Source organism: Ferdinandcohnia sp. SAFN-114, from assembly GCF_059415045.1.
In genome coordinates this window covers 35,799-61,589 of record NZ_JBPFDQ010000012.1, presented here as the reverse complement: position 1 = coordinate 61,589, position 25,791 = coordinate 35,799, and the positions used below count along the sequence as shown (strand labels likewise).

The following is a 25,791-nucleotide window of genomic DNA, read 5'->3' as shown; positions in this document are numbered from 1 at the left end:
CTTTTTACTACGTGGCTAAAATTTACAGATGAAGTAATAGGAATTTCCTACTATAATTAATAGTAGTATGAGTTCAAAAATGAGGATGAAAAGGACCGAGAATTTCAAGGCGGCGCAGCTTTGAGTACCGGAGCGAGGCAACTGCTTGAGTTAACTCCCTTGCAGCCTTGCGCTGAGGAATTTACTGCGTGAATAAGCTAGTAGACGCAAGCGCATAATTTGGTTTTCACCCAGTTCTCGGAGCAATGTAAGCAGAAATTCGAAGTGTCATTTACGGCCCATTTTTTGAACAACCTATAGTAGTTATTTGTTCGGATATGGGATATGGAAAAATGAGGTGAGTCTATGTTACGTGGATTTTATTCTGCAGCGGCTGGTATGCTTGCTGGGCAGCGTCGTACGGAAATGTTAACGAACAACATTGCAAATGCGAATACACCTGGCTACAAAGCGGACCAAGGTTCTTTACGTGCTTTTCCTGAAATGTTAATGCAACGTCTTGAGGGTGTACCAAGTCCTGCGAAAAATGGTGGTACCTTTCGGACAGCAAGTACGATTGGTGGACTAAATACCGGTGTGTATATGCAAGAAATGATTCCGCTGTTCAAGCAAGGAGATATCCGCGAAACAGGACTCTCCACAGATATGGCATTAGTGGACGGAAATTTACCGATCAATCCTGAGACTAACAAACCGGGCTCTTTGTTTTTTGCAGTTCAAAATGCAAATGGTGATGTGAGATACACGAGAAATGGGAACTTCACTGTTGATCCAACCGGTTATTTAACAACAAGCGAAGGTTTTTTCGTTCTAGATGAGAATGGGAACCGAATCCAGGTCGATAGTAATCAATTTGAGGTTACTGCGGATGGCCGTATTCTTGTAGACGGACTTGCCCAAATGCGTTTTGGCATTGTTTACTCAGAAAATCCACAAAACCTGATTAAAGAGGGGAATGGATTATACCGTACAAATGATGGCTTAGTGTTACCAAATGCAACCGCAAATCCTGAAGTAGCATTCACGGTAAAACAAGGTTTTATTGAAGGCTCAAATGTGGATGTAACACAAGCAATGACGGAAATGATGACAGCATACCGCACATTTGAAGCCAACCAAAAAGTTCTTCAGGCGTATGATAAGAGTATGGATAAAGCAGTTAACGAGATTGGAAGATTATAAGAAAAGCACTAAGCATGCCCGATGATTGGCTTGTAACCTAGAAGTTAATAGGGCCTTGAGCGAGATATATAGAAAAATGTAGGGAGGTCTTCAGATGCGCTCGATGATTACAGCAACCAATACGATGAGTCAGCTACAAAAACAGCTTGATACAATTGGGCATAATTTAGCCAATACTGACACGACCGGTTATAAAAAACGTCAGGTCACCTTTAGTGAGCTTTTAACCCAACAGTTTAATAATCAACCAGTTGCTGCGCAGGAAGAAGGCCGCTTAACCCCAAATGGTGTTCGTGTAGGTGTTGGTGCAAAAATTGGATCAACCAATATGATGATGAGCCAAGGTGCGATAAAAAAAACTAACCGTGAACTTGATATTGCCTTTACAAAGGAAAATCAATTTCTTCAAATAGTAGTGGATGAAAATGGGGTCCAAGTTCCTCGATTCACTAGGGATGGGTCGCTTTATTTATCACCAACTAATGACGGAACAAATCGTGTTGCCCTAGTGACTAGCGATGGTAACCCTGTACTAGATCAAGACGGGGAACCGATTGTGTTTGTAGACCGTTTTAAGGAAATTCAGATATCAGCAAACGGGGAAATAACAGTTGTCCCTGAAGCAGGTGCGCTGCAACGTTTTAATCTGTCTGTTGTTGAAGTGCAAAAACCACAACTTCTTCAAGCGGTAGGTCAAAATCAATTTGCGTTACCTGACTTAGCGGAGCTTGGAATCGCAGCGGATGACGTATTCGTTTCTCTTCAAGGCGCTCTCCGTGAACAAGTGAGTATGCAACAAGGAGCTCTCGAACAGTCGAACGTTAATTTAACAACCGAAATGTCAGATCTGCTACTGACTCAACGTTCCTACCAATTCAATGCAAAATCAATCTCCATCTCAGACCAAATGATGGGGCTTGTGAACGGTCTACGATAACTTTATTCAGCGTGAACATCTTCATTCGTAGCCAGGAATAAAAGTAGTATGATAAATTCAGTTGGGGTTTAACAATGACTGAATAAAGTTATAACCTCCGGCGGATGCCACGATTTTTCAAAGGAAGTTTTTCGAGCGGGCTCGAAAAAAAATCGGGCGCAAATACGCCTTGGCGTATTTGATTTGGTACTATTGATAAAAATAGAAACCTACGGAATACTATAAATTAAGGCAGACAATCGTAAATCTTGGAACACCCTATAGATAAGGAGTAATCTCAGTGACTAGTGAACTAAACAATACACAAGTAAAATCACGCGAGGATTTTCGAAAAACGCGTGATGAACAAAAGAATACGGAAAAAGAACCTAAGAAAAAGCGCGAACCAAAAATTAGAATCCGTTTAATTCCGATTTGGGTACGACTTTTGCTTGTCGTTGTTCTTTTTGCAGCCAGCATTATAATCGGTGTGGTTGTGGGTTACGGAGTCATTGGGGATGGTAAGCCAAGTGATGCCTTGAAAAAAGAAACATGGCAGCATATTGTTGACATTGTAAATAAGGATGCAGAAAAATAAAACGGAGGGCCAATGCCTTCTTTTTTTATGGTTAGAAATTTACGGCTTTCCCGACGAAATTTAGATTTTCCACAACACTTGTATTATAATAGGCATAAGATACTGACTTTATTCAGTAAGTCCTTATATACATAGAGGAGGAAATTGTAAAGATGTACGATATTAATGAAATCAAGGAAATTATTCCGCATCGCTACCCATTTTTATTAGTCGATCGTATCCTTGAAATGGAAGACGGCAAACGTGCGCTCGGCATTAAAAATGTTACAGCGAATGAGGAGTTTTTTAACGGACATTTTCCTGGATACCCAGTTATGCCGGGTGTGTTAATTGTAGAAGCATTAGCACAGGTTGGCGCAGTAGCTATGCTAAAAAAAGAAGAAAACAAAGGCAGACTTGCTTTCTTTGCTGGAATTGACAACTGCCGTTTTAAAAGACAGGTAGTTCCTGGAGACCAACTTCGTCTAGAAGTTGAAATCACACGTCTAAGAGGGTCTATCGGCAAAGGAAAAGGGATTGCAACGGTTGACGGCGAGCTCGTTTGCGAAACAGAAATTATGTTTGCACTAGGTGAAAAAACGGAATAAGGAATAACGTAGAAACCGGATGAGAGGAATCATCTGGTTTTTTTATTTGGCCAAACTCAAAAAGTAAAGATAAATGATGTAATTTTTTTGATACATTTGTACACTTCTGGGAAAGCTAAGTGAAGACCAAGTGGTCACTACAATACTTAGAAGAAAACAGAAAGGAGATTTTGCAAATGAACAAAAAATGGTTCCTTAAGTTGATGGGATCTCTACTTGCTGTGTTTTTAGTAACCGGATGTAATGCCGATGACCAAGATCCGCCTCCAGAGGATGATGGACTAGAAACACCTGGTGAGGATTTCAACAACGAGCTAGATAACGATGTAACTCCTGAGGAAGATGTTGTTCCTGGTGATAATGACATGAATAACAATGATAATGACTTAAATGGTGACGGAAATCTAATTGAAGATGACAATAATGATGGTGACCTAGACGTGGGCAAGGATGACAATGATGAGCTAGGTGACAATGATTTGGTTCCTGATGAAGACAATGGTGGTACTAACGGTGCTGGTGGAGGCAAATAAGTCTCAATAGTTATGAAAAAAGGCGGGATTTGTGTCCTGCCTTTTTAACTTTGTAACGTCTTTTTCTTTTCTTGGAGTCTATTTTTAAATTCAGCAAGGAGACCTTCTCCTTCTAAGCCTTGGTTAATAAGGTCGGTAAGAACGATTTCAGCGATGTTGAGTCGATTTGGAACTAAGTTTCCGTCTAAAAGGACACTCACACTATTCTCCATTTCCTTAATGATCTTTACTTCACCCATTAAGGGGGCAGGATCATTTGATTTTTTTGAAATGGTTACTTGGAGATTAAGCTTTTCTTGGGCTTGTTTTGCTTTTTCGAAAATGGCCTTATACGGTTTTTCAATAAATGCCTCCACAATCCAACGGTTTTCCCCATCCTCCCGATTAATGATTAATCCATCAATCAACGGAATATCCTCGACCCGATCCGGCTGTTCATCCTGATGAAGAACTTTAAGTGATACCAACCTAAACGTTTTCATATCCCTGACCCCCTTATAAATCTTTCGTACTAAATAGATAGTTAAATTATAGCATATTTACTTGGTTATTATATGTAGATGAAGATGAAATGAATCTGAAAGTTGTGTCCTTTTTTGAAAAAATTTGTAGAATCTTAGATAATTCTTGGGTTTAATCTATTTACAATTAAAAATGTAAAAGAGGTGTAGCGAAATTCAATTTTTTATAGAGTCATCCTTGAAATAATTTATTTTTCCTAATTTTACCTCTATTGAATCATGAAGTATGATAGCCCTGTTAGATGTAACCAAGGGGGAATAAATATGATTAATCAAGTAATATTAGTTGGAAGATTGACTCGTGATCCTGATTTACGTTACACCCAGGACGGGAGAGCTGTAGCACATGTAACACTTGCGGTTAGCCGGAATTTTAAAAATGCAGGAGGCGAAATTAATACCGATTTTGTTAACTGTACACTGTGGCAGAAAACGGCAGAAAATACGGCAAACTATTGTAAAAAGGGTTCTATTCTAGGTGTTACAGGTCGAATTCAAACCCGGAACTATCAAAACAACGAGGGCAAAAGAGTATATGTGACGGAAGTGTTAGCAGACTCTGTCAAATTTCTTGGTGGAAAGCCTAGGGAGCTTGTAGAAAATTGATCCTTGATGCCTAAGTTTAGGAGGTGTATGTATGAACAATGATGAGATAAAGAATATTAACGATAAGCTGAATAAGCTTGCTATGGGAATCGCATTGCATCTGGAAATATTACAAGGCCAAATTGGAGAACGCATGGATCAGATTGATCAAAACTATAAGGAAAGACTATTACAGATCGATCGTCTTTTAGAAAGAAGGGTTTTGTAATTTGAGAACGGTAAAAAAGAGATTTAGAATATGAACTTTTTCTATATCCCCACTATCCATGTACCTCGCAATAAGCAGCCTCAGTCGTCATTTCAAAAAGGTTCCTCTAGAGATAGATGGATGCTCCAGTAATTCTTCAAATCTCGCCAATCATGGTCACAACATGGTTGGCTTTTTTCTTACCTTCATGATAGAACAATTGTTCCTGTTGGTCAATAGGCTTGTTTACATTTTTTCTTTTTGGCTGTTTTCGTAAGATTTGTTGTTATTATACCGTTGACTTCCTCTTCAGGTGGACGCTTTCCGCGGGCGTGGCTTGAGCCTCCTCGTCGAAATGTGGAGGCGGCTTGCACAGAAATGAGAAAATTGGCCGACTAAAGCGCCACGTCCTGAGGAGAAGTCGGCACTAGCACGTCGTGTGCGTCGGAGACTCCATAAAGAGGCGTATTTTGCCTCTGAAGGAGGAGTTGAAATTTCTCGAGTTTCTAGCCGCTGCAACTGGACAGGTCGCTGCCGCTCCTGCGGGGTCTCAAGTCTCACGCTTTTCCCGCTGGAGTCGCCACCTTACGCTCCAATCAACTTGGTTTGAAATTTATTAACAAAAAAGCAACAATCTTTTAGAAAAGAGCCTTTTTTTTAGTGTTGACAGTTAGAGTGTATTAACCATATAATACATTCATAAGGTGTATTAACCGATTGATACACCGCAGTTTTTTTATCACAGCTGTATGGTGTGTTTAATACAGTCGTCAAAATAAGCTTCTTTTTGAGTTCGGTGTATTAACCCCTTGATACAGGGGATGAATGGAGATGGGTCTATGGATGTGAAGTTTAATAATCGGGATCCTGTATATGTTCAAGTCATTCAGTTCTTTAAAGAACAAATTGCGAAAGGCTTTTTTGAACCAGGTCAGGAAATTCCTTCAAGGAGAGAGTTAGCGAATCAATTAAAGATAAATCCAAATACGGCTCAGCGTGCGTATAAAGAAATGGAGGAACAAGGGTTGATTTTTACAGAGGGAAATTTACCTAGTCGCATTACGAAGGATGAACAAGTATTGAAGATGGTTCGTGAGGAATTGGTATTAGAGGCTGTTACCACTTTTATTCATTCAGTTCGGTCAATTAATATGCCTTTGCAAGAGGCATTGAAAATAGTTGAACAAGAGTATGAGAAGGAATAGGGGGGATTTTGGTGATTGAAGTAAAGGACGTAACCAAGAAGTTTGGTAGGAAGACCGTGTTAAACGGTGTAAACTTTACTGCTGAAAAAGGGAAGATTACGTGTTTGATTGGGATTAACGGTGTTGGGAAAACAACCATTATGAAGGCGATTATGGCATTAACTCCAATTGATGGAGGTCAGATTCTTATAGATGGGGAAAAGATTCACAAAGGTAGCTATGAAAAAATTACGTTTATTCCTGATACAATCACGATGCTGCCACAAATGAAAGTTCACGAAGCATTCATGTTTATGGCTGATTTCTATGATTCATGGAATCAAAAACGTGCCGAGGAGCTACTCGAATTTTTTAGATTAAAAGAAACGGACCGAATCTCGGATCTATCAAAGGGAAATACGGCTAAGGTAAACTTGATCCTTGGATTGGCATTAGATGTCGATTATGTCTTAATGGATGAGCCTTTTTCGGGGATTGATATTTTTAGTCGAGAGCAGATCGCGGATGTATTTACAAGCCATTTAATTGAGGATCGTGGCGTAATCATTACAACTCACGAGATCAATGATATCGAGCATTTAATTGATAAAGTGGTGTTGCTAGATAATGGCGTTGTGTTAAGGGAATTCGATACCGAAGAAGTCAGGGAGAATGAGGGGAAATCGGTCATCGATGTGATGAGAGAGGTGTATAGAGCATGAATCGATTTTTGAAGCTAGTCAATTTCGAGTTTTCTCGATTTTTTAAACTATATCTTGTTTTAGTAGGAATTACGGTGTTATGTCAAATGGTGGGCGTCATATTTGAAGCCAGAAGATATGTAGGTCGTGCGAACAAGGCGATATATGAGGATTTATTATCAAAGAGTGATTTTATTTCTCAATATGGCACAATGAGCTTTTTTCGTTTTTCGGAAACATTGTGGTTTTTGGGGCCGATTATGCTAGCTGGGGTTACTTTACTAATCTATGTATTCTTTATTTGGTACCGAGATTGGTTTGGAAAGAACACGTTTAGTTATCGTTTGCTCGTTTTACCAACTGCAAGATTGAATATTTACTTGGCGAAGGCTACAACGGTTTTATTGTTTGTTTTGGGTCTCATTGCCTTACAATTATTATTGGTTCCTGCTGAAATGCAGATTATAAAATGGTTGGTTCCAGATGAGTTACGTACTGATTTTTCAATTGCCACAATTTCCAACCATTATTACTTAGGTGTTTTATTCCCTATGACAATTGCAGACTTTATTCTCATATACGGTGTTGGGATTGTAGCGGTATGTGTCGTGTTTACAGGGATTCTATTTGAACGTTCATATCGATTAAAAGGGATTTTCCTCGGAATCCTTTATGCCGCAGTATCCATTTTAGTCTTTTTTGCACCGATATTAGTGAATGAACTTATCTTACGTAATTATTTTTATGCGAATGAATTGTTCTATATGGAACTTGGTACATGCTTACTTACCCTTGCTGGGGCAATATGGATCGGGAATTACCTCATGAACAAAAAAATAAGGGTATGATAGGAGGTCGAAAAGCATGAAACGATATTGGAAAATAATCACGCTTAGTGTAATTACGGTGCTTGTGATTGGCGCTTTTTATATAAATTCTAGTTTGGCAGCTGAAAATATTGTAGTCGGCATCGAAAAGGTAAGTGGAAATGAAAAAGAAATAGAGAACATAAGGATTAACGGAGATCTTAGCGGTAATGATATTCATCATTCCTTGCTTATTTCGAAAGATAAAACGATTAATTTAAGTAACCAGTCGTTAATTGAAGAATTGACAAGGACGAGTACGGTACCTGCTTATAATCAGCTAAAAGAAAAGTATAGCCATTTTATGAGAGGAAAAAGTTACTTAGAAAATAGCTTATATGCTGATGAGAATTTTGTTGTGTATGTAAATGTTGAAGGTAATGGAAATGTCTCTAAAAATATGTATTTCGAAATAGAGGTTTTAGACGTTAAAACAGACAAAACGACATCAATGGAGTTAGATGTTCCTAATGATGACAACTATCATTGGGTCGAGGTGATGGAGGTCCAATCCATCAATAACGAAATAAAGGTTATCGCAAGAGGATTTCGCACTGAAAGCGGTGAGGACCTTAATGTATATACAATTGACTTAGACAAAAAGGCAGTTAGCGATGAAACCATATATGGATCGCCAAAAATTGAGAATGGATGGTCAGATATAAGAGTCGTTGATGAATACTATTCAGTAGAACCGAAAAAATATTTGCTGTTCCAAGTGTACGCTCATGAAGAGCCTGCATATGAAGATGCGGTGGAAATGGGTGAACCAAAAATCATTGAGGATGAAATCATGGTCTATAACATCGAGACCAATCAATTGAAAAAGCTAGAAATGAGTCCGGAAGAACGAGGGTATGGCATTGATTCGTTTGCTATCAATGACACTACAATATATATTCCAAACCAATCGCCAAATGGAATAGAAGTGAATCAGTATAATATTGAAAAAGACAGCTGGGGTGAAAAGCAAATATTTAAAGTGGAACAAGAAAAAGGCGAACATGCCCCTTTTATCGAGTTGCAAAACGGAAAAATCTATATCATAAGTTCAGTTGATGGAAAATATCCGTTCGCAATCAGTGACTTAAACACCGGACAGTCCCTATACGAAGGAACACTTGTTGTCAAAAACCAAAAGAAGGAACAGCAAGACTACAAACTATACATTTACGAAATTAACAACTAGTGGGACAGAGGGACAGGTCCCTTGTCCCAAAAAAATGGGTCACGGGGACAGGTCCCGTGTCCCACTCAATAAGGTGAGAATATGACGGAACATAAAATGGAAGAAATCATTACGAATTACGGAACAGAATTACGATACGTAGCCTTTCGATATGTTCGAAATTGGGCAGTTGTTGATGATATTATGCAAGAAGTCTTTTTGAAGATCTTCTTAAAATTGAATTCGTTTAGAGAACAGTCTAAATTGAAATCATGGTTATATAAAATCACACGTAATCAATGTATTGACTATCTTCGGAGTAAGGTTGTAAAAGTGACTGTCTTGGTTGATGAGATGGAGGATTTGCGATATTCGAACGATGAAATGGTGGAGAACGAAATATTGGAAAGGTTCGAAAGAGAAAGGCTCTATCAACAAATCGAAGCGTTACCCAAGGATTACAAACAAACACTATCTCTCTATTATTTTAGTGATTATAGCTACAAGGAAATTAGCCAAATATTGTGTAAAGATATTTCGTTTGTGAAGAATAAACTTTTTCGCGGAAAGCGAATGTTGAAGCAAATTTATGAAAGCTGGGACAATGAACCTGTCCCCTCGTCCCGCCAATCATGGAAAACGACATGATTGGTCTTTTTTTATGGGAGTCTAGTGAGGTATAATTATCCAATAATGACAAATTGTTGGGGATGATTGTGGTGAGAGTTGCAGTTTTGTTTGGGATATCGTTATTGTTAGGAGTCTTGCTAGGGTTTTTGGAGCTAGGTCAACCGACAAGTATGATTATAAGTATTATCGTAATAGCTGTTCTTGGTACTTACTTATTTATTTATCCGATTTACTGGGAGAAAAATGTAAGAAAGATAGAGTCCTATCTGGAGAAACGTAGAAAAAATCCAGCGTTTAAGCTCTATTACGGAATGGGCAATCGGATTGACCAGGACGTGAAGGAAGCGACAGAATCCTTGCTTCGAAAATATAAAGATCCCGCAAGACAGGCGTTGTTTAAGACATTGCATGCCTTATACGAGGATGATATTTTACGAGTAAAAAAGGACATTGAGGACATCCGTCCCCTACAGTATAAAGCCTATTATCAGGCGATTGTTGCTGTGGAGGAGGGGAAGCTGGAGCAGGCGACTGAGCTTGGAAATCAGGTGAAGTCCGAGTGGATGAAGCATGCCTTGGCTTCTGGGATTGCTAAAAAGAAAGGCAATCATGATGAGTATGTTGCTGAAATCCGAAAGGCTTATGAAAAAACGCGGGGAATGCAGCGGTATATTTTATATAAACAATTTGAGGAAGATATAAAGGTAGGTTAATAGAGTGGGCTGGGGTCTCTTGCAAGCAAAGGGATTCTAGATAAAAAGCGGGTGGTGACAACAGTCACCACCCTTTGCTTATTTCTTTAGTTTTTCTTCGACAAGGTGGTAAAATTTTTGCCAAGGTTCGGTTTTGTCTTTGTGCTTTTCACTTGGCACAAATTTTTTGGCTCTTTTCTTGGGTTTGGTTGTTTTTTCGGCCAAATGAATCAGCTCCTTTAATTTTTGCGCGACAGCAAGATTTGATAATCCGTTTGTTCTGGGACAAGGGACCTGTCCCTGTGTCCCATCTGTATGGCCTGGGACATTGAACCAAGCCCCGTGACCCAGAGTCTGAGATTAGTACCTGAGTCTCCTATGACCTGAACTAGAACGCGCCTAAGAGTTCTTTTAGTTCGGTTGTGGAGAGTTCGGTGATCCAGTTTTCGCTGGTGATGATTTCGTCATTGAGTGACTGCTTTTTCTCCAGCATTTCGTCAATTTTTTCTTCAAGTGTGCCGGTTGCAATTAGCTTGTGCACGTGGACGAAGCGTTTTTGGCCGATGCGGTAGGCACGGTCAGTGGCTTGGTTTTCGACGGCAGGGTTCCACCAGCGATCATAGTGGATGACATGGTTTGCCTCTGTTAAGTTTAATCCGGTTCCGCCGGCCTTCAGTGATAGAATCAAGATATTGTATTCCCGGTTTTGAAACCCTTCAATCATCTTGTCACGTTGTACTTTCGCAGCACTTCCGTTCAAGAATCGCACCGGTTCATTAAAGCGTTTTGACAGCACATCCTGAATCATTTCTCCCATTTGAATATATTGGGTGAAGATCAAACAGCTCTCGTTCTGGTCCCGAATGTGGTCGACCAACTCAAGGAGCTTTTCCATTTTTGCAGATCGATCATCCACATTTTTCGGAGCAGCTTCCTTTAAATAAAGTGCCGGGTGGTCACAAACCTGTTTCAATTGCCCAAGCATTTTTAAAATCAACCCTTTACGTTGGATGCCTGCAAGCTGTTCGACTTGTTCCAATGTATCCTTCACGAGCTGTTCATAAATCGATGCTTGTTCAACTGTTAACGGACAGTATTCTTTTTGCTCGAGTTTGTCTGGCAAATTCAATGCAACGGCCTCATCATTTTTCGTACGTCTTAGTAAAAATGGCTTGATTAAGCGCTGCAGTTGAGCAATTGTTTCTTGGTCATGATCCTTTTCAATTGGTGACACAAATCGTTTTTGGAATCCACCAAGGCTGCCTAAATAGCCACGGTTAATGAAGTCGAAAATCGACCAAAGCTCAGTCAGTCGGTTTTCCATTGGCGTTCCGGTTAATGCGATATTATGGTCGCTTTTTAGCTTGCGGATTGCTCGTGATTGCTTCGTTTGTGCATTTTTAATGTTTTGGGCTTCATCCAAGCAAATCGTACCCCAGTCGTAAGAGGAAATTTCCTCCTCATCTAAATGGGACAATCCGTAAGAGGTGAGCACGATGTCAGCTTCATTCACCTGCTGGGTAAACTCCTCACCCTTCAAGCGGTTCGATCCATAGTGAAGGTGGACGCGTAAATCCGGTCCGAATTTCTCAAGCTCCTTTTGCCAGTTGCCAAGTACAGATGTTGGGCAAATGATTAGTGAAGGCTTGGCACCACTTTCTTTTACCGTTAAAAAGTAGGCAATCATTTGAATCGTCTTTCCAAGTCCCATGTCATCGGCAAGACAGGCCCCGAAACCGAACTTACGTAAAAATAAGAGCCAGTCGACACCTTGTTGCTGATATGGACGAAGCTCACCCCTGAAGGTTTCTGGAATGACGGCTTGTGGAATCTCCTTGATGTCCGTTAGCTGCGTAATCATTTGCGACAGATGGCGGTTGAGTTCAATTTGAACGCCTGCAAATGCTCGTGCTGCTTCCTGTTCTTCATGTTCAGCTTTTTCAGAAAGTGATAGTAGTTCCTGCTCTAGGACATCACGGATATGGAGCCCTTCTTTATTCGCACGTTCTAAAATCGATTGAACCTGTTTGATGAATGCAGGATCAAGCTTAATCCATTTTCCACGGATATTGATTAATCGTCTTTGCTCGTTCACCAGTGACATGAATTCCTCTTCGGATAGCTCTACACCGTTTGTTGAAAAACGCCAGTCAAAATTGACGATGGATTGCAAGCCAACGAATGATTGGCGACCGGCACCTGAATTTGTTTTTACTTTCGCCTTAATTGCAAGTTGAGCGTCCTTAATTGCTTGCCACCATGCTGGTAACAGGATTCCAACTCCGGCATCGATGAGCCTTGAACTTGCTTCCGTTAAGAAGTCCCAGGCTTGGCGCTCAGTTAACTCGTGAACGATTCCTTCCTCATCACGAAGCCATGGCACAATTTTGCACCACATCTCCTGGTCAATCGTGATTTTTTCCTCAAAAGGCGCCCATTCTTTAGGTAGAGCCAAATGCGTCTTATAGGGCTTTTTTTTGCTTCGAAGCACAGTTTGTAGCTTCCACGTGCCATTGTCCATTTCCGGTTCCTCAATTTGGATGAGACAATCAAATGGGGTGTGATCTTCCTTCCAGCCAATCCGTTCAAGCCAATTGTTTTCATCAACGACAAACTCAGCGCCCGCGGTACTTTTTACAAGCGGGAAGGTTGAGGCAATTTCCTGCCAGGCGTCAGAAAGCGTGGAATCACTTTGAATCCAATCGGTGATTGCCTCAGAAAACCACTCCGCCGCAAATCCCGTTACCTCAGTGCCGATCGGTTTCCAGCCAAAATGCTCAGACTTACGCCAATAATCAAAGTCGGGCATAAAATCGCCTTCCTTAATAAGTGGCAACAAGCTTTTCGAAATGGTGTGATAATGCTGTGCATTCTCGCTAAGCTCTACTTCGATCAGGGAATTAACCGGTAACTCTCCAAAAAAGGTAAATGCCTGCCAGGGTGAAAGAAGGACGGCATCGTGATGTTGAAAGTTGTTCTCTTCGAGGAAGGTCCCGTAAAAGGTGGCCTCATGCCAAGCAAAGAGATTTCGCTTCCAATTGTTAGCTGTAAGCTCGTTGCCATCTTCTGTGGTGCACCAAATATAAAAACCATTGTCAGCAACCCATTCTGCATGGATTACAAATGTTTCTCCAATTACCATCATCTCACCCCTTTAATCCGAAATCATAGAAGCCCGTAACAGCTCCTGTTGGAAGGCACGTAATCGCTTGTTCATCGTGGCAAGTCTCGCAATATAGTCCTCCCACACATCTTCTTGTTTACATTTTTTATAATGAGCTCGGATCTTGCGCAAATATTTAACGGCTTTTTTATAGCTTGGCCGATTTTTACCCTCAATCGCCTTTGCGACGGCCTGGTGATAAAGAGGGAACAATGCACTCCGATCGTGGTTTTCAATTTCTTTTAAAATATAACGGTCTATTTCATCGATATCATAGCCAAGCATGATTTGCAGTTCAACCCATTTTCGGAATTGCTCCGTCTCAAGCAAATAGTCATTGTACTCGACATAACTGTACGGGAGGAGTTTTTTTACGGCATCCATATAAACCGTATCATCTTGTTCCTCGGCGTACGGCATAATGTTTTGTAAAAACAATCTTGTCATGTGGCGGCGTCCTTCATAGCTTTGGATGCCAAAAATAAACGAGCGAATGCCTTCTAATGCATAGCCAATCCAAGGACGAACTCGGTCCCAATTTTTAGATTCGGTAAGATAGGAAATCCACCAGAAACTATAGGGTGTTGCCTCGTGTCCAAGCCTTTTCATTGATTCGATTGCATTCATATCATCCTTTAGTAAAAAGTAAAGATGGGCAAAAGCAATCTGTTGTGCTTGATGCTCCGTGTCCAGGGCACTCTGCTCGGTTTCAATCCATTTTTTTCGATTAAAAAAAGTCGCCCAAAGCAAACGATACATTTGCATGCGCTCATATTGAAACATCGACTGACATAGCAGTGTCTCACGGACCGGTTGGATGCTTTTTTCAAGGAGTTCGTCAAACGAAAATGGCAGTGACACTCTCTTCATTTCTAAGGAATGATCTAGAACGATGTCTGTGAAATTATGAAAATAAGGCTTGATATACGTATCCACCTGATAGTTTCGCACTTCCATTTGATCAAGCAACTCGACTGTTTTTCGAATGCAAAAAAGGGCTGCATGAATATGAAATAAACGCTTGTACTCCTCAGAATAAGGAGCTTTTCTTTTTAATGTTTGGAAAAAAGAATGGTACAGCGTTGCGAAAAAATAAATCGTTTTTTCTGGGTGACCTGATTCAAACCGTTCGTATTCCTTGTCAAAAAGGGCAAGCCAGCTTTCGAGTGAATTTTCCTTGTATTCCACACGCTCTAGGATACTACCTTTTTTTATAGGAATTGATTCAAGAGTAGGCTTCGGTTTGCTGCCTTCTTTCCACTGCTCAAGCAGGGACCCGACTCGGTCAACACTGGCATACATATAGAAAAACAAAGCCATCTGGTGTCGGCAAAAGCCCGTGGTTGGGCACGAACAGCTACTTGCGTCTAGTGAGTCAAGATCAAGTGCAACATCAACAGGTGTGACATCCTGAACTCGTCCTTCAAGCTTTTGCCCGTTGTATTTTACATTATACACACTCCCCTGACGGAAGAGGTTTAGTCCTTTTTTAATTAGTGTCCGATCAACTTCATTGTCGAATGTAATCATGCCCCGTAGCTTTTCGGAAAAATGCATGACCGCATCCTTTGGAATATCTTTTTGAAGCAAGCTAGTCTCACTCCCCATGTTGCTTAGATTGATGAAATCATATCTTTTTATTATACCGCAAAATAGAATGAATTGGCATTTTGGACTAGGAAGGTCTGCACATATTACTTAAATTTAGAAAGTTTTTTCAAAAGACAGTCGCAAAAAAGGGGTATTCAGCGTACATGTATAGTAAATTACTTGGTGGAGTTGGTTTCTCCATCCAAACTCCCCAAGAAATCATTTTCTCCCATAGTGCCTGGCCACTTAGGCACTTATCGAACTCTGCTACGCGGAGGTGTCTCCATCCTTCGCTGTGACAGAGTTCGAAACATATGTATTTTTCCAGCTAGGAGTGAACATAATTTGGAGCCTAAATCTTCGAGTAAGGATATTTCGATTGATCAGAACCAAGTTAGAAGAGCGTTAATTCGTGCTTTTATGAAAGGCGAAGGAAGTACAGATATAGATATGAAGAAATTTATTAAAGACATAGCTGACGATATTAAAGGCTCACCTACAGCATAGCCAAAATCGAATAAGCCAACACATAAAATTGGGACAAGGGACCTATTCAACGCTGTCTACCTTTTGGGGTGGCAGTTTTTTTGTGCATAAAATTACAGGCTCTACTACTTTTGGCGTATCGAAATAATTAATATGGGTAATAGAAAACTTTGTGTTTTTTTGGCATAATTGTTTCCACAAACATTTCAGTTGTTTGTGGTTACCCAGCATTGGTCAGTGGTTTTCAAGCCATTCGACTAGTCTGGGTTTTTATGCAGTTTTTTTTGTGTATTCGTTTACATTGGTATGATTTGTTATTTTTAAACTGTACACTTATTATAATAGTAACGGACAAAAATTTACTGAACGTTATGATAAGGGGGAGAAGTGTGAAGCTTCCAATGGTGTCCTCTCACAAGAGAGAGAACTATGCAAAAATCTATATGATATTAATTTCAATACTTGGTTGGACGGTTGTGGGGTATTCGCTATTGATTATTGAACCAACCGATGAAATTGCGATTCTCCTATTACTTACAGCATTTTTAGCGTTAATCGAGTATTTTCCGATCCAGCTCTTGAGAGGCTCCACGACGATTACATTTCCATTTATCTTTGTTATGCAAGAGTTGTTTGGGATATCGTATCCAATTATCATTTATGTAACAATCGTATTAATTATTAATATCCTTCGTCAACGTCCGCTGAGAATTGTCCTGTTTAACCCAGCTCAGCTGGCAGTCAGTGTATTTCTTGCAAACTACATCATAAAACAAACAACAATCACCCAGATTCTTGCAACGAACAGTGAATTTTTGACAGCTATCCTTACATATGGTCTTTTTGTTGCACTCTTTTTTATGATAAATAATTTAATTGTTGATTTTGTCTTGCTGATTCGTCCACAACCTTATCCATTTTACATGTTTAAAGCAAAGACTTTAACAGAGTTGGGGAGTGCATTCATTTCCTTGCTATATGGGATTGTTATGGTGTTCCTTGGTGGTCGAATTGTTGATGTGTTCTCCCTATTCTTCTTTTTCTCGCCATTGGTGGCCGTTTCTCTGCTGTATTCGGTCATCTCCACACTTGAAAATGAAAAGAAACGCTTAAATGCGCTGTTTGCAATTACAACAGGCGTGAATAAGAAAATTCATTCAACCGAGTGGATTGAGACGTTTAAAAATACGTTTTCTCAAATCGTAGATGTGCAAGCTCTTATGCTCTGGGTGAAAGAAAATGATGTGTGGAAGATTTTGTATTATGATGGAAGGGTCACTCCAAAGGATGCCTTAACAGGTGAAGCGTTGGCCCGTTTTGATGGAAAAAAGCAGCCTATTGTTTATCAGGACAGGGTAAAAAAGCTTGGCCCCATTGATGAATTCTTTAAAAAAGATATGAAGGCCTTTGTGTATTCACCAATGGTCGTCGAGGATGAAACCATTGGAATGCTCGTGGTTGCAAAAAGTCGTGCACGTAGCTTTGGGGACGACGAAATCCACTCGATTGCTACACTGTCGAACCAGCTTGCGGTTGCGGTAAAGACAAGATTTTTAATAGAAGAAAAAGAAAAACGGATAATTCTCGAGGAGAGAAACCGGATTGCACGGGGGATTCATGATGGGGTTGCCCAGACTCTTGCAGGTGCAGTCATGAAACTAGAAACAGCCGAACGAAAATTCAATCGAAATCCTGAGGAAACGAGAAAACTTATCGTAGAAAGTATGGATAAATTAAGACTTAGTTTACGAGAAGTTCGTGAATCTATTTACGAGTTGCGACCGTATCCGACCGAACGGGTTGGCTTGTCAGCGGCGATCGAAAAGCGAATTGAAATGGTAAAAAGTGAATACAATATCAAGTTTTCATTTGATATAAGAGGCCAAGAAGTTCCGCTCAGCTCGATGGTCGAAAAGGAATTATTTGATATTTTTCAAGAGAGTTTGCAAAACACAATCAAGCATGCAAAGGCCACAGAAATTGAAATTCTGTTAAGCTATCAAAAGGAGCATATTGTTTTAAAAATCAAGGACAATGGCGTAGGGTTTTCACTGTTTCAGGCAATGGTCAAGGCGCAAAACAACCCTCATTTTGGCATTTTAAATATGAATGACGCCGCGGAAAAAATCAATGCAACCCTCCAAATTGATTCTAAAGAGGGCGAAGGTACGGATATCACATTAACTGTTCCAAAGATGGGACTTGAAGGAGGTAGTACTATTGATCAAGCTTATGCTGGTGGATGATCATGCTGTGTTACGTGACGGACTTAGAAATATATTAGAGCTCGAGGACGACATTCGTGTTGTCGGCGAAGCGGTTTCAGGTGATGATGCACTAAAGAATGTACCAATGTGCGAACCAGATGTGATCTTAATGGATATCAATATGCCTGAAAAAAATGGAGTAGAAGTGACAGGCATCCTGAAGAAAAAATATCCATCAATCAAGGTACTGGTACTGACCATGCACAACCATGACGAGTATTTCATGGCGGCGATTCGCGAGGGTGCTGACGGGTATTTGCTAAAAGATGCACCATCAGAGCAGGTCGTCGAAGCGATTCGTACTGTCGCACGAGGCGAGTCTGTGATTCATCCATCTATGACGAAAAAGCTCCTCAATTTCCATCAACAGCAGCAGGAGCAGCCAAAGGAAAATGTGCTAACGGAGCGGGAAATGGAAGTTCTCCAATGCTTGGTGGAAGGGATGAGCAACAAGGAAATCGCGGATCGTCTCTTCATCAGTGACAAAACGGTAAAAATTCATGTCAGCAAGATATTCAAAAAATTCGACGTCAAAAGCCGTTCTCAAGTTGTTATCTACGCCGTACAAAACAAACTAGTTCCCATGCAAAACTCTGGGATTTGAGGTGAAAGTGTGCTGGGGAACATAGTGGGTCTGTGTTTGAGTTCGCGAGTCTCCTCAGTTGGGTCGCGGGGACAGGTCCCTCGTCCCAGTCTGGGCCAAGGGACCTGTCCCTCTGTCCCAAAAGCCATTAAGTCAAATGACTTAATGGCTTTTTTCTTTTTTCATCCAAATCGCCATCGGGAAGTAGGTGATGAGAAATACGATGATACCAGCGACTTCAATTGTTAGATAATACGTAATGCCGGAACCGAAATAGGACAGGATCGTTGTGGATTCGGTTGGGTTTGCGAGATAGAAGAAATTTGTGTCGAGAAGGAGATTGATAAAAAAGATTGGAACAGCGATTAGGTTAAGGAGTAAGAATGCGGTCCAGACAGCTTTTCGCGGTACACGATAGCCCTCGTAAAAAATGAAATAAAGTACGGACCAAGCAATTGTGGCGTGATGAAGGAAGTACTTTAGGAAGCGATAATGCGGGAAGTCATGGAATAGTTCGGGAGTTACCATGCTTAGAATTGGTGGGAGCAATCCTGTAAAGTACACGAGGTAAAATGCTTTTTTACCAGGCTTTAAGAATAGGAAGATACAAATAAAAGTGCTAATTGAACAAAGGTGTAACGGAAGGGAGCCGATTTCCCATTGATTGGTAGCGACTAGCCAAATTTGGTGTGACACTTCACTAGCGACCAAGATGCTGAAAAATGTCCATTTGATGATTGACTGATAAGGGCCGAGCTTCTCTCTGAGGGCGATTAATAGGAAGGTAAGGACCATGAATATGAATAGCGTCACGAGATGAGTACCGGAAAACAACTCAAACGTCTGCATTCCATCAGCTGAAAACATGCTGTCACCCCATTTCTAAATGGTTTCTATTAGTCTATTCGAGGGTTGGTATGGTTTAGACGTTCGGACAAATTGAGGGGATTGGATTTTTTTGTAGGTTTGTAAGATGGCTGATGAACTTGGGAAGAGGGGTGGTTTGTGTCCGATAAATTGTGGTTTGTGTCCGATATAAGTAGAGTTATGTCCGATAAAATTCGGGCAATGTCCGATATCCTGGAAACTCTGTCCGATATATACACATAATTGTCCGATAACCCAAAACTGTATTAGATAGTCTGCCTTCCGGATGGACCGGAAGGCTTTTAAATCTGAGTGTACTAAGGGTCTGCCCGATAAATTGTGGTTTGTGTCCGATATAATTAGAATTATGTCCGATAAAATTCGGGCAATGTCCGATATCTGGGAAACTCTGTCCGATATATTCACATTTTTGTCCGATAACCCAAAAACTGTATTAGATAGTCTGCCTTCCGGATGAACCGGAAGGCTTTTAAACCTGAGTGTACTAAGGGTTTGTCCGATAAATGTGGTTTGTGTCCGATATAAGTAGAGTTATGTCCGATAAAATTCGGGCAATGTCCGATATCTGGGAAACTCTGTCCGATATATTCACAATTTTGTCCGATACCCCAAAATCCACTATGGTTCGGAGTTGCCAGTGGGTCGCGGGGACAGGTCCCTTGCCCCTGACAAAAAATGTTCCCTCGGGATGAGGCATTTTCAAGCAAAAAAGAGACTCATAGAGTCCCTATAAGCGCGGCGAAATCTCCTGATAGAGTCCTTCATCCTTCGCACACTGTCCGCCATATGCGAAAACGACGAGAATCGGCCCCGTGGTTCAGTCACCACCCCTAATGATACGACCACAAAATCGTCCAGTTGCCGTTTTCGTTTACAACGAAGACGTCTTGGTGGATGGTGAAGGTGCCGTATGCGCTTTTGTATGTTTGGGTGATGGGCACTTTATAGACGTCTTGAAAAGTTTTAGTGTTTTTGGCCATTTGCCAGCTTTTGAGATGTTCAACTTCCTCTACCGTATATTTGAAGGTATCGGTCCCGAAGTGGCCCACGAAGACATGGTTGCGCTGCTGGATGTAGTCGGCTTTTTCAAACCGCTCCTGCATCAGGGGATGGAACAATTCCCATGAGCTGCCAAAATCCGCATCTTGCTCAAATTTATAAAAGGAGTGGACAATCTCCTTTGCCTCCTCCTCCGGTGATGAACGAAACATTGAAAAAAATAGAATCACAATCAGAATGGCCCCAACTGAAACTAGGATCAGTTGAATCGGCATGCCGCGTCGTCGTCTCATATATAAACAAAAGCCTCCTTAAGCTTGTTTACTAATATGGATATGCCCTCGGAAAGTTGTCCTAGTACATGAACAGAATAACTTTATGGGTCAGGGGGATAGGTCCCACACAAAATAAAAAACGCTAGAGCTTATACTCTAGCGTTGGTTTTACTGAATCGAGTTAGAAATGGACGGCGTGGGCCGTTTTTGACTCGTATGAAATAAATCCGATCTTCGAGTCGTTTGTAAAAGCGAACTCCGATGATACTTAAGGGTGTCCGAATTTCTTTAAACGTATAATAAGGCACTTTTAGAACTCCTCCCCCAATCTTAATAGTGATCTCTATTTACTGCTGATATTTTAGAATTATCTGAAACTTATAGTTTTAGAATAGCATGTCCACTTTGCATAAAATGTGGAAACTTGTAGAATAAAATTAAAATTTTTATGCATTTTTAGACAAATATCATCAAAAAAGGCCTGTTTTAGGAAAGTCGCCCTAAAAATACCCCAATAATCGCTATAAAATTACATCGATTTTCCCAATATACATTTTTCTAATACATTGTTAGTATATAATTATAGTAAAATACTACATTGGATAATTTCATGCTAAACTAGTTATTCATTCTTGTTAGTTAATGTAGGGAATGGAGTTTTCTACATTTGACTATAAATTTTTTACCTGTAGACTTTTTTCTCTTTTGCCCTGCTCCAGTGTGAGTAGGGTCTTTTTTTGTTGTTTTTCAATAGGTGAAGGGAGTGTATACTACTTATAAAAGACGGAAGAAAGAGGGGAGACAGTTGGATCAACAGATATTGCCCGCGTCTACTACGTTGAAGGAATTCGAGTCCTTTTTAAAAAGTAAATATGAAATTGGGATTTTCACGGAAATTCACATCGCTCAGCTGAAAAATATTAATCGAATGGCAAGGGAACATGGGAAGAAGATGATCTATCATGTGGATATGGTACAGGGGATAAAAAGTGATGAGTATGCGACCGAATTTATTTGCCAAGAGTTTCGACCGTATGGGCTGATTTCGACAAAATCAAGCGTCATCCTAAAGGCGAAGCAAAAAGGAGTTTTTGCGATTCAGCGGATGTTTTTAATTGATACGCATGCTCTTGAAAAAAGCTATAAGTTGATTGGAAAAAATAAACCCGACTACATTGAGGTGCTGCCAGGAGCCATGCCTTGGATGATTAAAGAGGTCAAAGAAACATTGAACATTCCAGTGCTAGCAGGTGGTCTCATTCGGACGAAAGACGATGTCCAAAGAGCACTTGAGGCAGGAGCGACAGCGATAACGACGTCTAAAAGGGAGCTTTGGGTCTAACGCGAAAGCTCCTTTTTGAATTATTTTGGCATAATTTGTTGGTAAGTTTTTATGAAAACGCTATCATTTTTCCGTTATAATGTTCATAAGAGAAATGAAGGGGGCGAAGTGATGGAAGAGAATACGAATCAATTAGCTGTTGGTATGGTGTGGGGAACAACATTGAGTATTCCCTTGTGGATCGCGTTTTTTGGTTGGATAAAGCTTCTATCACAGCTCTTCTTATAATCGGATTTTGGGGGTGGTCTCTTACAAAGAGGACCACCTTTTTTATATTTGGTGGGATTTAAGAAACCTCACCCTCATTGTAAAAAAATGGTGGGACAAGGGACCTGTCCCTGTGACCCACTTATTTTTTTAACCATTTTTTTTCGAATTCTGCTTTTGGGAGTGGCTTGCTGTAATAGTAGCCTTGGCCATAGCTGCAGCCTTCTTGGATGAGGAAGTCGAGTTGTTCCTTTGTTTCAATGCCCTCGGCGACGACCTTGACGTTCAGATTATTAGACATTTGGATGATCATTGTGATGATGCTTTTAGCGTCTTTATTAAATGCTTTGATGAAAGATTGGTCAATTTTCACAAAATCAATTGGCAATTGGTGAAGTACATTTAGGGAGCTATAGCCTGTGCCGAAATCGTCAAGACTGATGCTGATTCCTAGTTTCTTCAATTGCAGGACATGATCAATTGATTTTTCCAAATTGAGTAAGGCGCTTTCTGTGATTTCGATGTCTAAGCAACTGAGACAGGCAGTTCCTCCTGCGTTCACATCCTGGATAAAACGAAAGAGATTCTGCTTTTCAAAATGCTTTTTTGAGATGTTTACCGAAACTTTTCCGATGGTAAAACCTGCTTTTGCCCATGAATGAATCGATTCTAACACTTGAGTAATCGCCCACTCACCGACATCCACAATTAGGCCTGTTTCCTCCAACACATGGATAAAGACATCTGGACTAACCAAACCTTTATCAGGGTGATTCCAGCGTAATAAAGCCTCTGCGCCACGAAAAGTGCCTGTTTGGATTTCAAATTGTGGTTGATAATACAGCTCAAATTGATTTTTCTCAAGGGCTTCTTTTAAGTTCTGCTCAAGAAGAAAGCGTTCCTCGACCTTTTTTAAGAGAGTTTCGTGATAAAACACAATGTCACTTCCGTCAATTTCCTTTGATGCATACATCGCAAGGTCTGCCTTCTGAAGTAATTCTTCTACGTTTTTAGCATCAAATGGGAAACGTGCAATCCCAATACTAGCAAAAACCTCTAAAGTAAACTCTTGAAAGGTGATTGGCAGGCGAATTTTATCTGCAATTTGAATAACCATTTTTTTTAGCGTTTCCTTCTCCACAACTGAAAAAGCAACGGCAAATTCATCGCCACCGATATGATAGGCAGCACCGTAATCCTTTGTTTCCCTAAGTCGGTTGGCGACCTCAACTAAAACAGCATCTCCAGCTAAATGTCCGTAGCGGTCATTTGTCTTTTTGAATTCATTTAAATCAAGGTATACAAGGCTAAAAGGGATTTGTTCCGCCATGTTTTTGGCCATATCCTCACTAAGCTTTCGTTTGTTCGGCAGATTTGTGAGGGGGGCATGATAAGCCATGAATTGAACCTTTTCCAGATTTCTTTTTTCTTCTGAGATGTCTTTAATCATCCCGTAGATTCCATGAATCTTATGATCGACAGAAATTGGAATATTTCTGACAGTTAAATCTATGATTTCACCAGAAGAATTGTACATTTGAACTTCATACTCAACCACTTCACCTGTCAACGTTTTCTCAAATTGCCGTTTCGCAAATGCTTGGTCATGTTCAGGTATGAATTGTAGATAATGCATTCCGATCATTTCTTCTTTTCTCATCTCTGCAAGGTTTTCTGCAGTTAGATTTAAATCAATAATGGTTCCCTTAAGGTCCATCATGATAATTGCGAGCGAATTTAACTCATAGAGGGAGCGATAATAGCGCTCCTGACTTGCTAATTTTCTTTGTTCAGCAAGTAGTTTTTGCTGATACCTATTGCCGATTAGTGCAATGAACATAAACAAAAATACACTTAATAAAAGGAATGGAACAATAACATTGCTCGTATAGACTTGATCATCGTATGTTATCACATGCTGAAGTCCTTTTATCGAGAGCAGATGAATGCTTATCATGGAAATTCCAAATAACACACCAATTAATCCTATTTTCACCGAATGGTTTTTAAGTAGTTTCTGCTTAACTAGGTAGCTGGCAACCGTGTTAAGAATGAGGCTAGTAAGCACGCTAAATAAAAACCATTTATTATAAAAAGACAGAGTGAAGGCACTGTTTGATACGATGATGATAAAATAGGCAGCACTGTTTCCGATTGTAAATAAGGTTGCCGGTACAAGATACGGGGTATTCCGATTTAATTGTAATTTTAAACCTAAAAAGCTCGTTATGAACATCACCATAAAAGATACACAGAATGCCGCAATCCGAAAATTCACAGTAGAAAATTCGAAAAGACCAGAAATTCCGACGACATAAGCTGTCTTGGTTCCAAGGCTAAAGGTTAGGGTAGCGAGTAGAAGCCAAATGATCTCGTTTCGTTTAGTAGACTTCGGGACTAGGTTTAACGCGATATCAAAGCAAATGATGCTTGCAGAAAGCGCAATGAAAATGGAAAATAGAGAGTATGCAATATTGAGTTCAGACATAAAAATAGATATCATACGTACACCTCAGCGACATGCAAATGTACGATTAGTATGAGCCAATAGGGGGAATTTAATGGGACCTCCAATAATTTTTTCTTTTTTAGGTATAAGACGGGTGAAAAGGGGTCATGCTGTATAATGTATTCCCCCCCTTTGTTATATATTTTTGTTGGCCTCCCTAGTGGAGGTATTTTTTTTGCCTAAATTTCTTTTAAATGATGCCCCTTTTTGCCCCTTCCCCCTCTATAACAATAGTGTAAAGGAGGTGAGGGACATGGCAGCAAAACTAGAGATTCTAGATACACAGTTACGTCTTGTGTTTGAAAACGGTGTGGACAGTAAGGGTAAGCTTATCTATAAAAACAAAAACTATAACAACATTAACCCTTCTGTATCTGCGGATGATTTACATGCAGTTGCAACAGCAATCATCGGTCTTCAAACATTAGAACTATCTGACATTGAGCGTAACGATAGCTTTATGTTAGTAGGCACTGCAGAGTAATCTTTATGTTGAATTTTAAGAAAGGGGGAGTAACGAATGGCAAAAACACTAGAAATGCAGTTTACGAATTTGGGTGGGAAAACAGCAACCGTTTCGATTGAAAATCCAGTGGAACCAGTAGATGTACAAGCTGTCAATGCAGCAATGGATTTAATCGTAGCAACGGATGCGTTCCTAACATCTGGTGGACCAATTGTAGCAAAAAAAGGCGCACGTATTGTAGAGCGCAATGTTGAAGAAGTTCAATTGTAATGAAATTGGAGCCAGCTCTCTTTTGAGAGTTGGCTTTACTTTTAGAAAGGAGGAAAATGGGGTGGATCAGCTACTGCCTTTTATCCAGGAGGTTGGCTTTCCAGTCGTCGTGACATTCTATCTGCTGCATCGAATCGAAACAAAGCTTGATAGTGTCATAGACTCGATTCAAATGCTGCCACAAAGCATGAAGGCCGAACCACCATTTGATACGAAGAAAAATATATCGTAGAGAGCAGACACCTGACTTGGATGAGTCGGGTGTTTTTTATAGAGGTAAACTGGTCGAAAGTCTAAAAAAAGGAATGAATAAAAGGGAAGTTGAGAAACTAAGACGAGAAGTATCAACGTTATTCAGTGGATTCGAATCTGTCT

The 25,791-nt window shown here is 40.3% G+C and carries 27 protein-coding genes; 20 read left to right on the top strand and 7 right to left on the bottom strand.

What is annotated here, in order from left to right:
* Positions 1–345: 345 nt before the first annotated feature.
* From ACR65M_RS05965 to ACR65M_RS05945, 5 genes are all read left to right on the top strand, one after another.
* A complete protein-coding gene (locus ACR65M_RS05965; RefSeq protein WP_341333204.1) occupies positions 346–1,182 on the top strand; it encodes a flagellar hook-basal body protein in 837 nt (278 codons plus the stop codon).
* 94 nt (positions 1,183–1,276) lie between these two features.
* Positions 1,277–2,119: a flagellar hook-basal body protein gene (locus tag ACR65M_RS05960; RefSeq protein WP_341333203.1), complete on the top strand. Its 843-nt coding sequence runs from the start codon at positions 1,277–1,279 to the stop codon at positions 2,117–2,119.
* A 280-nt stretch (positions 2,120–2,399) separates the two neighbouring features.
* Positions 2,400–2,696: a DNA-directed RNA polymerase subunit beta gene (locus ACR65M_RS05955; protein WP_341333202.1), complete on the top strand. Its 297-nt coding sequence runs from the start codon at positions 2,400–2,402 to the stop codon at positions 2,694–2,696.
* A gap of 152 nt (positions 2,697–2,848) precedes the next feature.
* Positions 2,849–3,283 carry a 3-hydroxyacyl-ACP dehydratase FabZ gene (gene fabZ, locus ACR65M_RS05950; protein WP_099354540.1) on the top strand — a complete coding sequence of 145 codons (435 nt, stop codon included), beginning with the start codon at positions 2,849–2,851 and terminating at the stop codon, positions 3,281–3,283.
* Between the two features lie 176 nt (positions 3,284–3,459).
* On the top strand, positions 3,460–3,816 hold the full coding sequence (locus tag ACR65M_RS05945; protein WP_121449212.1) for a hypothetical protein: 357 nt from the start codon (positions 3,460–3,462) through the stop codon (positions 3,814–3,816).
* 44 nt (positions 3,817–3,860) lie between these two features.
* Here the strand turns inward: ACR65M_RS05945 and ACR65M_RS05940 are convergent, their stop codons facing one another.
* Positions 3,861–4,298: a YwpF-like family protein gene (locus tag ACR65M_RS05940; RefSeq protein ID WP_341333201.1), complete on the bottom strand. Its 438-nt coding sequence runs from the start codon at positions 4,296–4,298 to the stop codon at positions 3,861–3,863.
* A 303-nt stretch (positions 4,299–4,601) separates the two neighbouring features.
* Here ACR65M_RS05940 and ssb point away from each other — a divergent pair, with 303 nt between their 5' ends.
* From ssb to ACR65M_RS05900, 8 genes are all read left to right on the top strand, one after another.
* A complete protein-coding gene (gene ssb / locus ACR65M_RS05935) occupies positions 4,602–4,943 on the top strand; it encodes a single-stranded DNA-binding protein (protein ID WP_341333200.1) in 342 nt (113 codons plus the stop codon).
* 31 nt (positions 4,944–4,974) lie between these two features.
* Entirely contained in the window at positions 4,975–5,151 is a 177-nt protein-coding gene (locus ACR65M_RS05930; RefSeq protein WP_440272841.1) for a hypothetical protein, read from the top strand.
* Positions 5,152–5,969: 818 nt separating this feature from the next.
* Complete coding sequence (locus ACR65M_RS05925; RefSeq protein ID WP_341333198.1) at positions 5,970–6,335, top strand: GntR family transcriptional regulator; 366 nt, start codon at positions 5,970–5,972, stop codon at positions 6,333–6,335.
* 11 nt (positions 6,336–6,346) lie between these two features.
* Positions 6,347–7,036 (top strand): ABC transporter ATP-binding protein, encoded by a 690-nt coding sequence (locus tag ACR65M_RS05920; RefSeq protein WP_341333197.1) that lies wholly within the window; start codon positions 6,347–6,349, stop codon positions 7,034–7,036.
* Positions 7,033–7,863 (top strand): hypothetical protein, encoded by an 831-nt coding sequence (locus ACR65M_RS05915; protein WP_440272840.1) that lies wholly within the window; start codon positions 7,033–7,035, stop codon positions 7,861–7,863. Before ACR65M_RS05920 ends, ACR65M_RS05915 begins: the two co-directional genes overlap by 4 nt.
* 16 nt (positions 7,864–7,879) lie before the next feature.
* Complete coding sequence (locus tag ACR65M_RS05910; protein WP_440272839.1) at positions 7,880–9,070, top strand: hypothetical protein; 1,191 nt, start codon at positions 7,880–7,882, stop codon at positions 9,068–9,070.
* Positions 9,071–9,151: 81 nt separating this feature from the next.
* Positions 9,152–9,697, top strand: coding sequence for an RNA polymerase sigma factor (locus tag ACR65M_RS05905; protein WP_440272838.1), 546 nt, complete (start codon positions 9,152–9,154; stop codon positions 9,695–9,697).
* A gap of 71 nt (positions 9,698–9,768) precedes the next feature.
* Positions 9,769–10,392 (top strand): hypothetical protein, encoded by a 624-nt coding sequence (locus ACR65M_RS05900; RefSeq protein ID WP_440272837.1) that lies wholly within the window; start codon positions 9,769–9,771, stop codon positions 10,390–10,392.
* 78 nt (positions 10,393–10,470) lie between these two features.
* Here ACR65M_RS05900 and ACR65M_RS05895 read toward each other — a convergent pair whose 3' ends face one another.
* From ACR65M_RS05895 to ACR65M_RS05885, 3 genes are all read right to left on the bottom strand, one after another.
* Positions 10,471–10,596: a hypothetical protein gene (locus tag ACR65M_RS05895; protein WP_262983929.1), complete on the bottom strand. Its 126-nt coding sequence runs from the start codon at positions 10,594–10,596 to the stop codon at positions 10,471–10,473.
* A gap of 163 nt (positions 10,597–10,759) precedes the next feature.
* Entirely contained in the window at positions 10,760–13,516 is a 2,757-nt protein-coding gene (locus ACR65M_RS05890) for a DEAD/DEAH box helicase (RefSeq protein WP_440272836.1), read from the bottom strand.
* A 9-nt stretch (positions 13,517–13,525) separates the two neighbouring features.
* Positions 13,526–15,124, bottom strand: a complete 1,599-nt coding sequence (locus ACR65M_RS05885) for an SWIM zinc finger family protein (protein ID WP_440272835.1) — start codon at positions 15,122–15,124, stop codon at positions 13,526–13,528.
* A gap of 345 nt (positions 15,125–15,469) precedes the next feature.
* Here ACR65M_RS05885 and ACR65M_RS05880 point away from each other — a divergent pair, with 345 nt between their 5' ends.
* The 3 genes from ACR65M_RS05880 (at position 15,470) to ACR65M_RS05870 (ending at position 18,481) form a co-directional block, all read left to right on the top strand.
* Entirely contained in the window at positions 15,470–15,631 is a 162-nt protein-coding gene (locus tag ACR65M_RS05880; RefSeq protein ID WP_440272834.1) for a YwzD family small protein, read from the top strand.
* Between the two features lie 368 nt (positions 15,632–15,999).
* Positions 16,000–17,856, top strand: a complete 1,857-nt coding sequence (locus tag ACR65M_RS05875) for a GAF domain-containing sensor histidine kinase (protein WP_440272833.1) — start codon at positions 16,000–16,002, stop codon at positions 17,854–17,856.
* On the top strand, positions 17,831–18,481 hold the full coding sequence (locus ACR65M_RS05870) for a response regulator (RefSeq protein ID WP_440272832.1): 651 nt from the start codon (positions 17,831–17,833) through the stop codon (positions 18,479–18,481). The genes ACR65M_RS05875 and ACR65M_RS05870 overlap by 26 nt, the downstream gene beginning before the upstream one ends.
* Before the next feature lie 141 nt (positions 18,482–18,622).
* Here ACR65M_RS05870 and ACR65M_RS05865 read toward each other — a convergent pair whose 3' ends face one another.
* Positions 18,623–19,327, bottom strand: coding sequence for a YwaF family protein (locus ACR65M_RS05865; protein ID WP_440272831.1), 705 nt, complete (start codon positions 19,325–19,327; stop codon positions 18,623–18,625).
* Between the two features lie 851 nt (positions 19,328–20,178).
* Entirely contained in the window at positions 20,179–20,640 is a 462-nt protein-coding gene (locus ACR65M_RS05860; protein ID WP_440272830.1) for a hypothetical protein, read from the bottom strand.
* A gap of 787 nt (positions 20,641–21,427) precedes the next feature.
* On the opposite strand from ACR65M_RS05860, the gene ACR65M_RS05855 reads away from it, so the two are divergent.
* On the top strand, positions 21,428–21,964 hold the full coding sequence (locus ACR65M_RS05855) for a glycerol-3-phosphate responsive antiterminator (RefSeq protein WP_440272829.1): 537 nt from the start codon (positions 21,428–21,430) through the stop codon (positions 21,962–21,964).
* A gap of 349 nt (positions 21,965–22,313) precedes the next feature.
* Here the strand turns inward: ACR65M_RS05855 and ACR65M_RS05850 are convergent, their stop codons facing one another.
* Positions 22,314–24,674, bottom strand: coding sequence for a putative bifunctional diguanylate cyclase/phosphodiesterase (locus ACR65M_RS05850; RefSeq protein ID WP_440272828.1), 2,361 nt, complete (start codon positions 24,672–24,674; stop codon positions 22,314–22,316).
* 259 nt (positions 24,675–24,933) lie between these two features.
* On the opposite strand from ACR65M_RS05850, the gene ACR65M_RS05845 reads away from it, so the two are divergent.
* The 3 genes from ACR65M_RS05845 (at position 24,934) to ACR65M_RS05835 (ending at position 25,648) form a co-directional block, all read left to right on the top strand.
* On the top strand, positions 24,934–25,164 hold the full coding sequence (locus ACR65M_RS05845; RefSeq protein ID WP_440272827.1) for a DUF1659 domain-containing protein: 231 nt from the start codon (positions 24,934–24,936) through the stop codon (positions 25,162–25,164).
* A 36-nt stretch (positions 25,165–25,200) separates the two neighbouring features.
* The gene (locus tag ACR65M_RS05840) at positions 25,201–25,416 is read left to right on the top strand and encodes a DUF2922 domain-containing protein (protein ID WP_341333184.1); all 216 of its coding nucleotides are present in this window, start codon (positions 25,201–25,203) and stop codon (positions 25,414–25,416) included.
* A 61-nt stretch (positions 25,417–25,477) separates the two neighbouring features.
* Positions 25,478–25,648, top strand: a complete 171-nt coding sequence (locus ACR65M_RS05835) for a YvrJ family protein (protein WP_121449195.1) — start codon at positions 25,478–25,480, stop codon at positions 25,646–25,648.
* Positions 25,649–25,791: the final 143 nt, after the last annotated feature.

Excerpts from the sequence above, each read along its gene's own strand:
- ACR65M_RS05915 (WP_440272840.1), top strand. The coding sequence starts at position 7,033 with ATGAATCGATTTTTGAAGCTAGTCAATTTCGAGTTTTCTCGATTTTTT.
- ACR65M_RS05845 (WP_440272827.1), top strand. The coding sequence starts at position 24,934 with ATGGCAGCAAAACTAGAGATTCTAGATACACAGTTACGTCTTGTGTTT.
- ACR65M_RS05930 (WP_440272841.1), top strand. The coding sequence starts at position 4,975 with ATGAACAATGATGAGATAAAGAATATTAACGATAAGCTGAATAAGCTT.
- ACR65M_RS05925 (WP_341333198.1), top strand. The coding sequence starts at position 5,970 with ATGGATGTGAAGTTTAATAATCGGGATCCTGTATATGTTCAAGTCATT.
- ACR65M_RS05890 (WP_440272836.1), bottom strand. The coding sequence starts at position 13,516 with ATGATGGTAATTGGAGAAACATTTGTAATCCATGCAGAATGGGTTGCT.
- fabZ (WP_099354540.1), top strand. The coding sequence starts at position 2,849 with ATGTACGATATTAATGAAATCAAGGAAATTATTCCGCATCGCTACCCA.
- ACR65M_RS05905 (WP_440272838.1), top strand. The coding sequence starts at position 9,152 with ATGACGGAACATAAAATGGAAGAAATCATTACGAATTACGGAACAGAA.
- ACR65M_RS05960 (WP_341333203.1), top strand. The coding sequence starts at position 1,277 with ATGCGCTCGATGATTACAGCAACCAATACGATGAGTCAGCTACAAAAA.
- ACR65M_RS05860 (WP_440272830.1), bottom strand. The coding sequence starts at position 20,640 with ATGAGACGACGACGCGGCATGCCGATTCAACTGATCCTAGTTTCAGTT.
- ACR65M_RS05910 (WP_440272839.1), top strand. The coding sequence starts at position 7,880 with ATGAAACGATATTGGAAAATAATCACGCTTAGTGTAATTACGGTGCTT.
- ssb (WP_341333200.1), top strand. The coding sequence starts at position 4,602 with ATGATTAATCAAGTAATATTAGTTGGAAGATTGACTCGTGATCCTGAT.
- ACR65M_RS05850 (WP_440272828.1), bottom strand. The coding sequence starts at position 24,674 with ATGATATCTATTTTTATGTCTGAACTCAATATTGCATACTCTCTATTT.
- ACR65M_RS05840 (WP_341333184.1), top strand. The coding sequence starts at position 25,201 with ATGGCAAAAACACTAGAAATGCAGTTTACGAATTTGGGTGGGAAAACA.
- ACR65M_RS05940 (WP_341333201.1), bottom strand. The coding sequence starts at position 4,298 with ATGAAAACGTTTAGGTTGGTATCACTTAAAGTTCTTCATCAGGATGAA.
- ACR65M_RS05945 (WP_121449212.1), top strand. The coding sequence starts at position 3,460 with ATGAACAAAAAATGGTTCCTTAAGTTGATGGGATCTCTACTTGCTGTG.
- ACR65M_RS05965 (WP_341333204.1), top strand. The coding sequence starts at position 346 with ATGTTACGTGGATTTTATTCTGCAGCGGCTGGTATGCTTGCTGGGCAG.
- ACR65M_RS05865 (WP_440272831.1), bottom strand. The coding sequence starts at position 19,327 with ATGTTTTCAGCTGATGGAATGCAGACGTTTGAGTTGTTTTCCGGTACT.